Source organism: Chitinophaga sp. YR573 (genome assembly GCF_900110995.1).
GTDB lineage: Bacteria > Bacteroidota > Bacteroidia > Chitinophagales > Chitinophagaceae > Chitinophaga.
The window spans coordinates 1888539-1903284 of the sequence record NZ_FOJF01000001.1; the positions used below are offsets into that span (position 1 = coordinate 1888539).

The 14746-nt window shown below is 41.6% G+C and carries 11 protein-coding genes; all 11 read right to left on the minus strand.

Annotation, left to right across the window (positions count from 1 at the left end):
• Positions 1-6: 6 nt before the first annotated feature.
• The 11 genes from BMW86_RS07935 to BMW86_RS07985 all read right to left on the minus strand — a co-directional run bounded on the left by BMW86_RS07935 (position 7) and on the right by BMW86_RS07985 (position 14408).
• Entirely contained in the window at positions 7-1233 is a 1227-nt protein-coding gene (locus BMW86_RS07935; protein ID WP_089780635.1) for an ABC transporter permease, read from the minus strand.
• 19 nt (positions 1234-1252) lie between these two features.
• Entirely contained in the window at positions 1253-1918 is a 666-nt protein-coding gene (locus BMW86_RS07940; RefSeq protein ID WP_089780636.1) for an ABC transporter ATP-binding protein, read from the minus strand.
• Positions 1915-3345 (minus strand): TolC family protein, encoded by a 1431-nt coding sequence (locus tag BMW86_RS07945; RefSeq protein ID WP_089780638.1) that lies wholly within the window; start codon positions 3343-3345, stop codon positions 1915-1917. Before BMW86_RS07945 ends, BMW86_RS07940 begins: the two co-directional genes overlap by 4 nt.
• Positions 3342-4577, minus strand: coding sequence for an efflux RND transporter periplasmic adaptor subunit (locus BMW86_RS07950; RefSeq protein ID WP_089780640.1), 1236 nt, complete (start codon positions 4575-4577; stop codon positions 3342-3344). Before BMW86_RS07950 ends, BMW86_RS07945 begins: the two co-directional genes overlap by 4 nt.
• Before the next feature lie 115 nt (positions 4578-4692).
• On the minus strand, positions 4693-5190 hold the full coding sequence (locus BMW86_RS07955) for a hypothetical protein (RefSeq protein WP_089780641.1): 498 nt from the start codon (positions 5188-5190) through the stop codon (positions 4693-4695).
• Positions 5191-5293: 103 nt separating this feature from the next.
• Entirely contained in the window at positions 5294-6997 is a 1704-nt protein-coding gene (locus BMW86_RS07960; RefSeq protein WP_089780646.1) for an amidohydrolase family protein, read from the minus strand.
• A gap of 155 nt (positions 6998-7152) precedes the next feature.
• A complete protein-coding gene (locus BMW86_RS07965; protein WP_089780648.1) occupies positions 7153-7572 on the minus strand; it encodes an SRPBCC family protein in 420 nt (139 codons plus the stop codon).
• A 150-nt stretch (positions 7573-7722) separates the two neighbouring features.
• A complete protein-coding gene (locus BMW86_RS07970) occupies positions 7723-8640 on the minus strand; it encodes a xanthine dehydrogenase family protein molybdopterin-binding subunit (RefSeq protein WP_089780650.1) in 918 nt (305 codons plus the stop codon).
• Between the two features lie 185 nt (positions 8641-8825).
• Positions 8826-10631 carry a RagB/SusD family nutrient uptake outer membrane protein gene (locus BMW86_RS07975; protein WP_089780652.1) on the minus strand — a complete coding sequence of 602 codons (1806 nt, stop codon included), beginning with the start codon at positions 10629-10631 and terminating at the stop codon, positions 8826-8828.
• A 50-nt stretch (positions 10632-10681) separates the two neighbouring features.
• Positions 10682-13798 (minus strand): SusC/RagA family TonB-linked outer membrane protein, encoded by a 3117-nt coding sequence (locus tag BMW86_RS07980; protein ID WP_089780655.1) that lies wholly within the window; start codon positions 13796-13798, stop codon positions 10682-10684.
• Between the two features lie 34 nt (positions 13799-13832).
• On the minus strand, positions 13833-14408 hold the full coding sequence (locus tag BMW86_RS07985; RefSeq protein WP_089780657.1) for a discoidin domain-containing protein: 576 nt from the start codon (positions 14406-14408) through the stop codon (positions 13833-13835).
• Positions 14409-14746: the final 338 nt, after the last annotated feature.

Sequence of the window (14746 nt, forward strand, 5' to 3'; positions counted from 1 at the left end):
AATTCGTTATTGTGCTTTTAAAGCGTTTACCACATTTAGTTTAGACATCCGCCATGCAGGATATACGCCAGACAGCAAGCCAAAAAATAAACACACCACCAAGCCACAGAACAAAACAGTAAAATTGATGGTAAGTTCCAGGTTGGCAATCAGATTCATTTCATTAATGAAATAAAGTGCAATGACAGATAATATAAATCCTATCACTCCTCCTAATAAAGTAAGGATGATGTTTTCAACAATGAACTGGTATACAAGTGTTCCGGAAGAAGCCCCGAAAGCCTTCCTTACACCTATTTCAGAAGAACGTTCCATAATGCGGGTGATGTTAATATTCACCAGATTCAATGTAGGTAACAACATAAACAGAAATACAAATGATCCGATAGCAGTAAGTGCATACAGCATACCTGATTTCTTTTCATTACCGGTATTTACATAACCGACCACGTATGAATCGGCATGACTATGAATCTCGGTAAACTCCTTACTTTCCATAGGTATCTTACCAACAACCTGTTCATACTCGTCATGCATTTTAGCTACATCTGCTTTTGAAGGAGCTAGTAAGATGGCCATATATTCACCTTTGTAGCCTGTTCCTTTATAGGCCTTTTTTGAAACGGTATAGGGAAGATAGATATCACTGTATAGCATATATGAAGTAATAGGAAGACTTTTCACCACACCACTCACCCTGTATTGTACATTATCTGCTTCAATATATTTGCCCACTACAGATGCAACATCTCCAAAATATTCCTTTTTTATATCAGCTGATATAACGGCCACTTTCTCTCCATTATCCACCTGTTGCCGGGTAAAAGGCTTTCCCTCCAGGAACTGGTATTCCAGTATATCCCAATAATTGGCATCCGTATACTTATAATTGATGGAGATCTTTTTATTATTCACATAGGTATTCGTACCTCTAAACTCGGAGAATATAGTCATCTTCTCAGCAGTCTTTAAACTGCCTGCGTAACGGGTTAGAAAAGAAAACGAAAGTGTTGCAGAGCTGTTGTTATCTTTCCCGTTTTCTTCAATTCTATTGATATATAAAGAACGATCTCTTTTTTTATCAGGATAATCATCTCCTATTACCTTATCGATAAAGGCAGTCAATACGATCAGTATCGTCAATGTAAAGCTGATACCGAACAGGCTGATGAAGGTGAAAAACTTCCGGCGTTTGAGTACTGCTATAGCTATTTTAAAATAATTCTTTAACATGATGTTGATTTAAAAGTGATCACAGTACCTGTGCACCGTCGAACAGTCTTACCAAACGATGCGTTTTATTCGCCATATTCTCATCGTGGGTAACCATCACGATGGTAGTCCCATCTACCTTATTCAACTGTATCAGTATCTCCATAATCTCATTCCCCATGGCGCTGTCCAGGTTACCGGTAGGTTCATCTGCCAGAATGATTTCCGGTCTTCCTACTATTGCCCGCGCAATGGCTACACGTTGTCTTTGCCCGCCGGAAAGCTGTGTAGGAAAATGTTTGATCCTGTTAGACAATCCTACTTTCTCCAATGCTTCTGTAGCCAATTGTTTCCTTTCTTTAGCAGTAGTATTGCGATATAATAAAGGCAGCTCTACATTATCCAGTACCTGCAGATCATTAATAAGATGATAACTCTGGAATATAAACCCGAGTTTCTGGTTCCTGAAATGTGCCAGTTGTTTATCGGATAAGTTTAATGTTTCCTGTTCTGCTATTCTCACATCTCCTTTGGAAGGAGCATCCAGTAATCCCATAATATTCAACAGGGTACTTTTACCACAACCGGAAGGGCCCATAATAGACAGGAATTCTCCTTTGTCTATATCTAAACTAATACTGTTCAATGCCAGGGTTTCAATCGTATCTGTACGATATACCTTTTCAATGTTTTGCAGACGTATCATAGTTTTCTGTTTTTTTCAAAGTCATATAAAGAGAGATAACGTAGTTGGTAATACGCACCCCATAGGTCTCTTAATGCATTAATATAATCCCGTTTGGCCTGATCGTTTTCCTGGAAGGCGATGCTGAGGTCTGTGATACTAAGATCTCCCAGTACATATCTTTCCCTGGCAATCTTATATTTCTCAGCAGCGATACTGTCTGCCTCTGCAGTGGAAAGGATCTGTTCATTCATCATATTGAACAACGTTACCTGTGTTACGATCTGTTGTTTAAAGGTCTGCTTATCCTGCTCAACGGCATAGGCTGTAAATTGTTCATTCGCCTGTGCTGTTTTAATACGGGATTTCGAACGGCCCCAGTCCAGAATTGGTATAGAGAACTGCAATTGTAACAGCTGCTGGTCCTGCGGAGAACGGTAAACATCCGGAATGGTAGAAGCGCTTTTCGAATACCCCAGGTTAGCGGTAAGCGTGGCTACCAGGCCGCTTTGCCCTTTGGCCTTTGCTACATCCCGTTGTGCTTCGGCCATCCTCCTTATAAAAGCAATGGCATCTGATCTGTTCGCAAAAGCCTCTGTTAATACTCTGTCTGCAGAGACTTCCATATTGGTAGCTGCAGCAGGGATAACAAGTGATACCTTATCCGTATCTTCAAATCCTGTGTAACTTCGTAATGTTAAAGTAGTTATTTCTATATCCCTTTTGGCTGTTCCTACTGCTTTTCTGGCGTTTAATAATTCCAGTTGTAATTGCAGGATCTCATTCCTCGATATCTTCCCCAGTTCAAATTTAGTATTGGCGATGTCTAAGATCTTTTTTGTGTTTTCCAGGTTGTTTTCTGCTACCTGTAAATTTACTTGCGCGAGTAACAGATCAAAAAAGTACCCTTCTACAGTAATCGCTATCAGCTCCTGAGATTCGATATACGCCTGTTTGCTTTCATTGTATTTCAGCGGCTCTATCCGTTTATCCCATTTTAAACTGTTATACTGTAACAACGGCTGGCTATACCCTATTGCATAAGGTACTCCATTATACAATACATTATTACGGTCAAAATCGTCAAAGCGCTGTAATGCAGTAGTTCCATAGATAGTACCCCCTGTAGCGGTAATGGTCTGACTGAAATCCAGTGTAAGAGAAGAATTATCATTATGTATAGGCTGGAACAGGATAGTACCATTCGGCTGTAACACCTGGGTAGAAGTTTTACTGTAACCGGGTAATACGCCCGTTAACGATAGCTGCGGCTGGTAATTGGATCTGAACGTACGCCACTGCCAGTATTTATTCTCCTTTGTAGCAATCGCCTGTTTGGCTGCTATGGAGTTTTGCCTTGCCATTTCCACTACCTGCTGCAATGATAAACGGACGGTATCACTGGCATGTACGCTGCTGGCTATTAAAAGAAGTAGAAGGTATCTCATGGTGTGATGGTTAATTCCTTTGAATTTTTGTAATCGCTCATATCTGAGGTGATCACTACATCACCAGGTTTTAAACCATCTATCAGTTCTATATAATCGAAATTGCTTAATCCTGTATGAATGCTGCGTCTTTCTGCTTTGCCGTTATTCAGTACGAATATATCCTGCGGACTTGTTCCTTTAAATGCAGCTCCGTTTGCTACCCGCATTACTTTGCTGTGTGTGGCGGTCACTACAAATACATCCACTTTCATATTAGGACGCAGCTGTTTATTATTACGTTCTTCCAGTTGAATATCGAAGGTGATAATGCTATTTTGTACAGAGGGATATACATTCGTTACATGTCCTCTTAGTTGTGTATCGTTGATACGAATAATAGCCGGCATATTATTATGTAACTGATCTAAATAATTATCCGATATATTGCCGGTTATTTTAAAGCTGTTCAGGTCTGCTATGCGGGCAATCATTTCTCCTTCTCTTATATTAGCACCTATATTCTTATTCACATAGGTAACTACACCAGCCCTTGTGGCCACTACATTCGCCAGGTTTAATTTCCTTTGTAGCTCATCGAGATCATTTTGTTGTATAGCAGCTGCAATAACGGCTTCCTGTATCTCTATCCGCATGGTCTGCTGTTTACTCTTTATCTCATTCTCCAGTTGCTTCTTCTCCAGCTGTGCTACTTTTAAATTCAATTCTGCCTGTTCAATACTTTCCCTTGTACCACCACCCGCTTTATACAATCGTTTTGCATTCTCTACAGCATCTGTCAGACTGCCAATCTTCAGCTGCTTAATATCATTATTCGATTGTATATCATAAAAGCTCTTATCAAGATCCAGCTTTAGTTTGCTGATCTCATTACGTTTACTTTCCAGTTGAAACTTTTGCTTCTCAAAAGCTGTTTGTGTAGCGGATTTATCAAGGGTAAGTATAGATTGCCCGGCATTCACTTTATTGCCGGCATCTATAGCAGCATCTTTAATAGATGCATTAATCGGGCTGGTAACAATCTCTTCAAACTCCGGGATCACCTCTCCTGAAGCATTGATGGTATTCTCAATATCTCCTACTTCAACGGTCCCCGTTGTAATTTCACCTTTCTTTATGGTTGATTTAAAGAAGCTCCTTACAAGCCATATAGCAACTATCAAAACTACTATAGTCATGATAGTGATAAGAATGGTATTTCTCCTTTTAGTTGATGTAATCTCTCTATCCATGCCTGGATATTTACAAGAGATAAGCCAATCTTAAAACAATGGTAATTAAATAATTACGCGATTTTTTATTTAAAAAAGTGGTCGATATCGGACAAAGTGTTTGTAACCGCGCAGTTTAAACATGCAGCATCTCTAATACTTCCCACAAATGCTCACACTGTTCCAGATTTTTCACGGGAGAAAGCGATATTGAACGGCGTATATGATTCACGGTATCCAGGTCGGGTACTACTCCTGCTATTATGATAGCCATTGCCGTTTTGAGGATAGTAGCTTTAACACGCAGGCTGTGCGGGGAATAACGTGCGGGATGCAGATGAATGTATTTTCCGGGTTCCGTACCATGTAGCAGCACCCAGCGTGAGGTATCAGACAACGTAATTTCTTTATGTTTGCCGTTTAGCCAGATCAGATAGGATCCTTCATCATCAGCGGGTATTAATGCTATTACTTCTCTGAATAAAGAATCTAAGTCAAGAGAACCATAATAGATATCCATCTGGGAGTTACCGAGGATATGCAATGAAGTAACATTTGCCGTTTGCAGTTGCTGGCAAATGAATCCCCTATGATGTTTGAGGGCATTAAAAAGAATGTTCTCAGAAGTAGCCATCTATTGTATAACAAAGATACTCCCGATATTTTATTAATTTCGCACCCTTATGTTATTGACAATTACAACCACCCACAACCCCGCTTCAGATCTTTAATTCAGATTATCTTATAAAATACACCTTCACAATCTTCCCTTTATCTATAGTATAAACAGCGACCGCTTCTACCGTTGTACTTCTCATACCTGTCAGCTTCTCATGATCAATGATTGTATTTCCTACTACCATTCTGTTTACCAGTTGGCAATGCAATTCTGTTAGCTTAGTGAACATATCAGTATATCGCAGCCGTACCTGCTCTTTCCCTTTCATCAGTAACTTACCGGATGCCTGATCATATAGTGCTACACTATCACTGTAAGGTTGCAGGAAGGCTTCAATATCATGTGCGTTATAAGCGTTCAATTGCTGCTGTACGAGTATCTCAGGAGTCACAGCCAGTAATTGGTGCGGATAAAATGTCTTTCCCTTGTGAATAACCGTATGAATATCCGCAAGCGCATTAATATCTTTTACAGGATCTTTCTCTAGTAATATTAAATCTGCAACCTTCCCTTTTTCAATACTTCCGTAATCCTTATCTTTCCCAAATCCTTTTGCTGCATTGATGGTAGAAGAACGGATGATTTCCCAGTTGCTCAGCCCTGCCTGCTGCATAGCCAGCAACTCAGTTAAAAAAGAAGCAGCATGCAGCGTCGCGATATTACCCGCATCCGTACCACTTACTACCAGTACACCAGCATCCTCTGCCAGCTTCAGATTAACCAACATCATACTGTCTTTAGAGGAAGGAACACGATACTTTGTACGGGCTACTTTATAATCAACCGGTGCGGGTATATGTTTAAGGTCCATCAGCGTCCCCAGCATAAAAGGGTCCGCATAAGTAAAATCATGTGCAGTAAAATTGAATTGCTGCGTAAATGTACGCCTGTAATTCTCAGACACTATCAGGGTAGGGATATAAACAGTCTTTTTAGCCTTTAAAAGCTCCAGCATGCCACTGTCCAGTACCTTATCATCTACACTATGCACTAAGATATCAGCGCCCGCAGTAACGGCTAATTTCGCCGTTTCATATTCTGTAGCATGTACGGCCACCTTTAATCCGTGTGCATGACTTTCATCTATTGCAGCCTGCACAATTGGCAGGGTGCTTTCTGCAGTTTGCCCCGGCAGGACGATATACCATATCTTGATGAAATCAGGTTTATAAGGCAACTGTTTCTTTACCAGCTCACGGGCTTCTTCCGGTGTATTAATCTTAATAATAGGAGGATCCGTTTTATCAAGGTTCGGTGGCAGATAGGTAGAGATTAAGGGCCCTGTTACCCATGCAGTGACAGAAGCAGTATCCGCATTCGCTTTATCACGGATAGCATAGTTGCTGAAAGGGCCACCTACATCTATCACTGTAGTAATCCCACAGGCCAGGTAGCGGGACATCAAATCATTCAAATGATCTTTCGCCCATTGCTGGTCTTTCTCATAAGGATATACTTTATTTAGATTAATGCCATCAGGCCGGGTATACAATCCGCCGGTCTGGAAAAAATGAATATGTGCATCTGTGAGACCGGGCATGATAAACTTACCACTGGCATCTATCACAGTAGCATTCGCGGGAATCTTTATCTTTTTGGAAGGTCCTGTTGCTGTAATCCTGTCATTCTCAATGACAATAGTCTGATCGGGATCTGTCTTACTGGTGTTTACATTAATCAGGGAAGCATGTGTGATATAGGTCTGAGAGAACGCTGGTGTAGTACAGAACGCTAATATCAGCAACAAACTGTATTTTCTCATTGGGTTAATTTTAATACATTTAAAGATAACAGATTTATTATGTTTTTATTCAATACTGGCCTGTTATCTTCTATTATTACAGTAGAGATATAGTGATCCTACGTTCATCCTACGTTCGGAACGTAGGATGAACGTAGGATCACTATATCTCTACACTAGTTCTCTTCTGTATATTTCTTAAAATTATCCAAAATAGCCTGCCATCCGCCTTTCTGCATTTCAATAGAATTAGTATCCTCTGCTTCAAAGGTCTCCACTACTTTAGTTGCATTACCTTCACTGCTGAAATTGACTTTCACTGTCCGGCTATCGTCCATTGTATATTCAATCACTTCATGTTCTCCTACATTTGTATATACTCCTCCGAAATCAAAACTAAAACTACCATCTTTAGCAGCCATAGTCGTTTTAAATTTCCCGCCTTCTTTCAGATCATTATCTGCGTAAGGCGCATGCCAGTCGTCAGAAGCAAAAGTCCAGTTCTGGATATGGGCAGGCTCTGTCCAGTATTTCCATACCTTTTCTACAGGAGCCTGAATAGTGGTTTCTACGGTGATTGCAGTTCTATTTGCCATAGTTGATATTTTTTAATTGTTAATGCAAACATACACTGGGATATTCATACAGTAGATACGCGAAGGCGACAAAGAAGAGGTCTTTTGCGACATTAATATAAAAGCCCCGATAACAGTAACGTTACCAGGGCTTCTTAAATTAATCAAACATTATAAACTCCCAATTAAGGAAGTATTGCTGTAATCGCTCTGGCTGCAACCATCTACAGAACCCAGTGCACCATCAGTACCTTTGCAGGCAGTATAATTCCAGTAAGCCCTGTCGCGGTATAACGGACCAGCACCAGGCTCACCCCAGCCACCACTGAAGTTAAACTGGGTGATATCGCAGGACATCTGTGATAAGTTGTTACCAGTGACAGCTTCATCTTTTGTACCATTTGGATTTCTGTAATCACCCCAGTAGCTGCAGGCATAACCAATAAAGCTGATCGTGTTCCTGAAATGATAACTACCATGAGCGATCTTTCCCACATACACTTCTATTGCTCCATTTGAAGTTACATTCTGGGCCTTCTTGGTGTACCAGCCGGCATGCTGAAAATAAGTAACAGAAATAGCCGTCTGTGTAGATCTGTTGAACTGTACTACTACGTGTTCCAGATCGTAATCATGACCGCCAGTGCTGCCAATACAATTCTCCTGACGTTTGTAAATCCACCAGTAGTCAACAAAGATCCTGTTGGCATCTGTTGGGTGTACCTGTACTTCATAATAAGTAGGGAAAATCAGGCTGCGCGGAGGTGTATTGTTAACTAAGATCAGTTTACCACCACAAACAATACTGGCAGGGTTTGTAGCAGCCCATACGTCTTCTACAGAAGTTGGATAATCAGGAGCAGCCCGATCAAACTTTAATAACGGTGCAAATTTCTTTGCCCATGCATCAGCATCAGTACCGGTAAGTTTGGTACTGCTTTCCTGACAATTACATGCCAGTTCAGATGTGCTGCTTACGGCCAAACGGTTCTCTTTACGGGATAACAATTCTTCATTGTCTTGTTTGCTACACTGCGTGAACAGCAATACGCTGCAGCAGCCTAACATCCATAGGTTAAGTGTTTTCATGAGGGTTATAAAATTTAGGTAAAGGGATAAAATATTTCAGGTATATGGGTAATAGTTATCCCGAATTGCACACAAAATAAAGATGCAATATGAACTCAATGTTATTAAACCAAAATAAAAAGGGGCCGGTCTTGTAAGACCGGCCCCTATACAGAATGGAGGTTATAATGATTAGATCAGAATAATTATTGCCATCCCGGGTTTTGAACCAGGTTGGAATTAATAAGGATTTGTTTGTTTGGAATTGGGAAGAGATAATCCTTAGGTTTGAAAATGCGTGTTTCTATTACTGTCTTCTTGTAAAAATCAGTACCGCTCTTAGTCATATCCATACCATAAATAGGACCATTGTTAGTTGCTTCTGCAATCTTCCAGCGACGGGTATCGAAATAACGAACACTTTCAAAAGCCAGTTCTACTCTTCTTTCTGCACGGATAGCTTCACGCATATCAGCCTGTGATGCAGGAACAGGGATAGAAGTACCATATTGAGGAACACCGGCACGCTCACGAATGAGGTTCAGGTATTTCAGGATATCTGCACTGGCAGGATTTGATTCGTTCAGCGCTTCAGCATAATCCAGGTAGATGTTTGCTAATCTGAGCAGTAATGCACCACGGGAGTCATCATTGGCCGCTACGTCTTTTCTTACAATGTAACCGGTTGGAGAAACATCGGAAGTACTCTGGCCTCTGCCGGAGTTACCGTTAAACTCCATATTGGTAACGATTGGATCAGAACCTGTCTGGTACAACCAGAAGCTGTTATTATAGGTAATGCCTACATAAAAACGTGGCTCTCTGTTTGTCCACTGGTTGTAGGTGCTTCTTGCTTCATCATCGAAAGGCGCCTGGAAGCTGGAGAAACCAGTAGCTACATATCCTGCACCTGCTGCGGTGATAGGTAAACCGTTTGCCATGAAGTAAGCATCTACCATTGTCTGTGTAGCACCATTCGCACCAGCTCCATGTTCATCGGCAGGTAAACCTGCATGGAATGGAGTTCTGTCGTAACGCATGTAGCTTCCTGAATTAGCACGGGCATAGATCCATTCACTATTCCATTCAGTAGTCATTACGTCACGGCAGGATTTATAAGCAGCTATAAAAGGATCATTGTCGCTTACTTTAAAGAGGCTATACTGACTTGGAACATATGTAGTAATAAACTCCTGTGCAGCAGTGGCAGCTTTATCCCATTTTGTTGCATCATAAGTCTGTGTGATCAGCGGATCAGATTCTCCCGGATTTTTAAAGTTCGCATAGTCTGCATTACCATTAAAGAGAGGGCTTGCTGCCAGCAGCAATGCTTCTACTTTATAGGCTTTTGCCACACCGCTGGTGATTCTGCCATACTCTTTACCACCAGGAACAGCTGCACCCAGGTCAGCTGCTGCGTTATCCAGTTCACTTACGATGAAGCTGATACAGCTATCCATCGGAGAACGTTTCAGTTTCAGTTCATCTGCAGAAGCGTTAATATCTATCGGAGTTTCGCCCAGCATAATTACCGGCCCGTAGGTACGTACCAGGAAGAAGTAGAACATAGCGCGTAATGCTCTTGCTTCAGCCTTATATTGTTTTTTCAGTCCGGCGTTTACTTCTACCGCGTTTGCGTTATCAATGTTCTGAATGAAGTAAGAAGCGTTACGGATCGCTTTATAATAATTGGTCCAGTAAGTAGCTACTTCATCATCTGTGCTTGCCCATGCACCAACATTCATATCGTTGGTGTAGTTGAAAGACCAGGTGTATTTGGATTCGTCGGAAGCTGCATACCATGGCCCGGAGTTCTCATTTCCTGTGAACCGCTGTTCGTGTTCATTTGGTAATAAGTAGTACAGGTTTGCCAGGAAGTTATCCGTATTTGTTTTGGATTTAAAGATATCGTCGATGGTGAGTACGTCATCTGGCACCTGATCAAGATACTTTTTGCAGGAGGTTACTCCTAATGCCATTACGGCTGCTAATATTAAGAAAACTCTTTTCATTTAAAACTGTTTATGCACTGATCTCAATACGATGATTCAATGTCTTTGTTTTAGAAATTAGCCTGAACACCAAAGTTTACAGATCTCGTGTTTGGATAATTAGTACCGTTACTTGTATTTAACTCCGGATCCCACAGTTTAAACTTGCTCCAATAGAACAGGTTCAATCCTTGTACATATATACGGGCATTCTTTAAACCAATACTTCTGAGTGTACCTTTTGGCAGATTATAGCCAAGATCAGCAGTTTTCAAACGCAGGAAGCTGATATCCTTTACCCACCAACTGGAAACCTGTGAATTGTTTTTGTTAGCAGCGTTACCGTATGCAAGTCTTGGGTAGAATGCATGCTGGTTCTGATTTTCAGGAGTCCATCTGTCTTCTGCAATTGCGAACAGGTTACTTCTTTCAGGACCAGTGCTGTTGTTGAACGGAATGATACCATCACCGGATAACAGCCTGTCTGCACCGATAACACCCTGGAAGAATACGCCAATGTAGAAGTTTTTCCAGGTAAGGTTAACACCCATACCATAAATGGTAGTTGGTACGTCTCCGTTACCTATTCTCTGTACGTCGTTTGCATTGATGATACCATCGTTGTTCAGGTCTCTGTACTTGATATCACCGGGATGAACAGTACCGAATATTGATTGATTAGCATGTTTGTCGATATCGTTCTGATCTATGAACAAACCATCTGCTACATAACCGAAAGTGGAGTTGTAGTTGGTTCCGCGTTTTTCCATGTAAGCGAAAGGCTGGGTAGGCTGATCATTCTCAATTACCTTATCTCTGTTGTAACTGAAAGTTGCACGCATATCCAGGGTCATGTCCTTAGCGATCTTAACAGGTGTTAATTCGATAGTCGCATCTAACCCTTTGTTCTGGATCACCCCAAGGTTACCCCATGGAGCGCTGTTCAGACCTACGAAAGAGGACAGTGATTCTCTCTGCAGGAATACGCCGGAACGTTTTTCCTTGAAGATATCTGCTGTTACTGACAGGTGATCTTTCAGCGTTCTGAATTCCAGACCTAAATCCTGTTTGTGAGAAGTAGCCCAGGTTACATTGGAACCGTAGTCTGTAATTACAGTACCGTTACGGCCAATTGTAGCACCTGCTTTACCAAAGTCCAGTCCCACATCATTACCACCAGGGTTAGTTGCTACGAGTGTCAGGTAACCGAAACGACGGCCACCATTACCACCATCACCTACTTTACCATCAGAGTAACGCAGTTTCAGGAACTGGAATGTATTTTTTGCTTCTGCGAAGAATGCTTCATTAGAGATTACCCAACCAGCACCAAAAGATGGGAAGAAACCGAATTTACGGCTTGGCGCAAAGTTCTCAGAACCATTATAACCAAAGTTTACTTCAGCGAAATACTTGTTATCATAAGAGTAAGTACCTCTACCTGCCAATCCCATACTACGATAAGGCAGAGAGCTGGTAACATCATTGGCAAATGCTTCCACACGTTCGCGCTGGTTGTACAGGAATAATGCAGTCAGATGACTTTTAGGGCCAAAATCATGATCATAATTCAAGGCACCTTCTACATAGAACTGGCGGTTAGAGTTGTTACCACGTTCGTAAGACAGATCATCACTACCGTTAGAGATCAGGTTCAGATTGATAGAACCATCTGCGTTGTAAGGACGGGCCTTATTGATCAGATAAGCACTTCTGTTACGGTAACGGCGAATCTGGTGTGAGTTATATACGTCAAATGAGAATAAACCATAGGCAGACAACCCTGGCAAAATTGCTTTCAGGTCCTGGGTAAGACGTGCGTTGGAATAAATCTGGTTCTGGAAAGTATTTCTGTAACCAGTCTGTGTAATCTGTACGTAAGGGTTTGGCTGTGCACCCTGTGAGTTCACACTAGGTACCAGGTTACCCGGGTACATAATAGGATATAATACAGGGTTAGTCTGCATTACATTTCTAAAGGCATCTTCAGGACCTACATCAGGAGTATTAGTAGAAGAAATATTACCCTGGATACCGAGATCAAACTTAGTCGTCTTCGTCCAGTTTGAATTTATATTGGAAGTAAAGTTATAACGTTTGTACTTGGTAGATGCATCATAGCTCTGCAGTGCATCTGTTTTCAGCAAGCTCGTTTCATCATAATATCCCAGTGATAAATAGTAGTTCGTGTTATCAGTACCACCACGGGCGCTGAAGTTAGCACGTTTGTTCTGACTTACATCATTGAAGATAGCGCTCATCCAGTCTACGTTTGGATACAGATTTGGATCCTGATGAAGAATGGTAGCGTTGATAGTATTGTTGGAATATTCTGGTGCAAGCCCTGTATTACGTTCTGCTTCATTACGCAGCATCATATACATTACACCATCGGTCAGCTCGGGTTTCTTGGTAAAAGAAGTGATACCCTGGTTGTAGTTAAACATCAGGTTAGTCTTACCTGGCATCCCTTTCTTGGTAGTAACGATGATAACGCCATTCGCACCAGCCACACCATATACCGCGGTTGCAGATGCATCTTTCAGAATGGTGAAGGAAGAAATGTCCTCAGGATCGAAACTGTTGATGTCACGGCCCTGTACTCCATCTACGACGATCAGCGGAGAAGCACTGTTACCAGACTGGTTAAAAGTAGAGATACCACGAATCCAGAGGTCAGCGCCGTTTGAACCCGGAAGACCGGAACGTTGCACACCTACCAGACCGGAGATATGACCTGCCAGTGCAGCACTCAGGTTAGCCACCGGTTGTTTCAGTTCTTCCATTTTAACGGTAGACTGTGCACCTACGAGGCTGATTTTTTTCTGTTGACCAAAACCTACTACAACCACCTCATTCAGGCTGCTGTTGGTAGCTTTCAGTGTGATATCAAAATCGATTGTTTTGTTGATGACGATGATATATGGTTCGTAACCGATCAAACGGGCTGTCAGGGTATCGCCCCTTCTTGCATCGATAGCAAAATTACCTTTGTCATCGGTGGTTGCGCCCGCCTTGGTATTTTGGTTATAGACAGTAACACCAGGCATTACTGCTCTCAGTTCATCCTTAATGTTACCTGTAATTTTAATCTTGTCGGACTGCTGGGCAAGCACTTCCGATGTTATGGACAGGCCCAGGAAACACAGGCTGCCTATCGCTACAAACTTTCTTAGATTTCTAAGCATAGCCAATTTTGGTTAGTTGGTTAGGTTGTTATATTTATTGCTGCGGTCTTCTGATCATACGCCATTCAGCCAGCTGGAAAAGTCCACTGGTACCTCCTTTCAACGCAGTGATGGCAAAACGGTAGTATTTGTACTTGTTTGCATTTGTGAACTCGTAGCGCACTGTTTTCTTTCTTGCGTCAAACATCTGTGCTGTTTGTGTGTCCAGAATCGTCCAGGCTGTCTGATCGTTAGAACCTTGAATAGTCCAGTCTTTAGGGTCACGGCCATCCGCATCATTGGCGGAAGTGAGTGTGTAGGCATCTATTCTATAAGCGGAATCATATTCTTCCTGGATGGTGAAAGACGGGTCAAATGACTGGATCAGGAATTTAGAATCAAGATCACCATCGATCAATCTTGGAGATCCTTCATTTGCAGTTGATCCTCCGTTGTTTTCAATACTAACGGTAAGACTAACTACCAGTTCGGTAAGATCTTTTTCCATTTCCGGATCGGGTGGCAGTAGTTCATAGACACGCTCTTTCTTTTTAGAGCATCCCATGAAAATTGCAACCATTAGAGTCAGCAGGATAACCACGCTAAATTTGGTTGATTTGTAAATCTTCATATTCAAGTTGATTTTGGCTATTAAAAGTTTTTACTGTCGAGTAACGTGTTTTGAATAAGCATGAAATTTCCCTTTCCGTCCGGCAGAGCTAATGCCGGCAGATTATATATTGATGAATTGAAATTGTTCTAATCCTGATCTGTTATGAAAAGACGGTTACTGTTCTGGCTGATTAATCATTATTAATTATAGTCCCCATTATTGGATTAATAAAAGTTACTTCGACTCTAGCCACGGCGATAGGTACAATCTTAAAAGTTCCTCTGCATTTTTCGGTATAGTACTACAATTGGATCTGTTGTAAATCCTGTTTCTGTTTTCCATTTACATCCTTCAGG

Bases quoted from the DNA above. Each gene is read 5' to 3' on its own strand.
- BMW86_RS07935 (WP_089780635.1), bottom strand. From the start codon at position 1,233: ATGTTAAAGAATTATTTTAAAATAGCTATAGCAGTACTCAAACGCCGG.
- BMW86_RS07940 (WP_089780636.1), bottom strand. From the start codon at position 1,918: ATGATACGTCTGCAAAACATTGAAAAGGTATATCGTACAGATACGATT.
- BMW86_RS07945 (WP_089780638.1), bottom strand. From the start codon at position 3,345: ATGAGATACCTTCTACTTCTTTTAATAGCCAGCAGCGTACATGCCAGT.
- BMW86_RS07950 (WP_089780640.1), bottom strand. From the start codon at position 4,577: ATGGATAGAGAGATTACATCAACTAAAAGGAGAAATACCATTCTTATC.
- BMW86_RS07955 (WP_089780641.1), bottom strand. From the start codon at position 5,190: ATGGCTACTTCTGAGAACATTCTTTTTAATGCCCTCAAACATCATAGG.
- BMW86_RS07960 (WP_089780646.1), bottom strand. From the start codon at position 6,997: ATGAGAAAATACAGTTTGTTGCTGATATTAGCGTTCTGTACTACACCA.
- BMW86_RS07965 (WP_089780648.1), bottom strand. From the start codon at position 7,572: ATGGCAAATAGAACTGCAATCACCGTAGAAACCACTATTCAGGCTCCT.
- BMW86_RS07970 (WP_089780650.1), bottom strand. From the start codon at position 8,640: ATGAAAACACTTAACCTATGGATGTTAGGCTGCTGCAGCGTATTGCTG.
- BMW86_RS07975 (WP_089780652.1), bottom strand. From the start codon at position 10,631: ATGAAAAGAGTTTTCTTAATATTAGCAGCCGTAATGGCATTAGGAGTA.
- BMW86_RS07980 (WP_089780655.1), bottom strand. From the start codon at position 13,798: ATGCTTAGAAATCTAAGAAAGTTTGTAGCGATAGGCAGCCTGTGTTTC.
- BMW86_RS07985 (WP_089780657.1), bottom strand. From the start codon at position 14,408: ATGAAGATTTACAAATCAACCAAATTTAGCGTGGTTATCCTGCTGACT.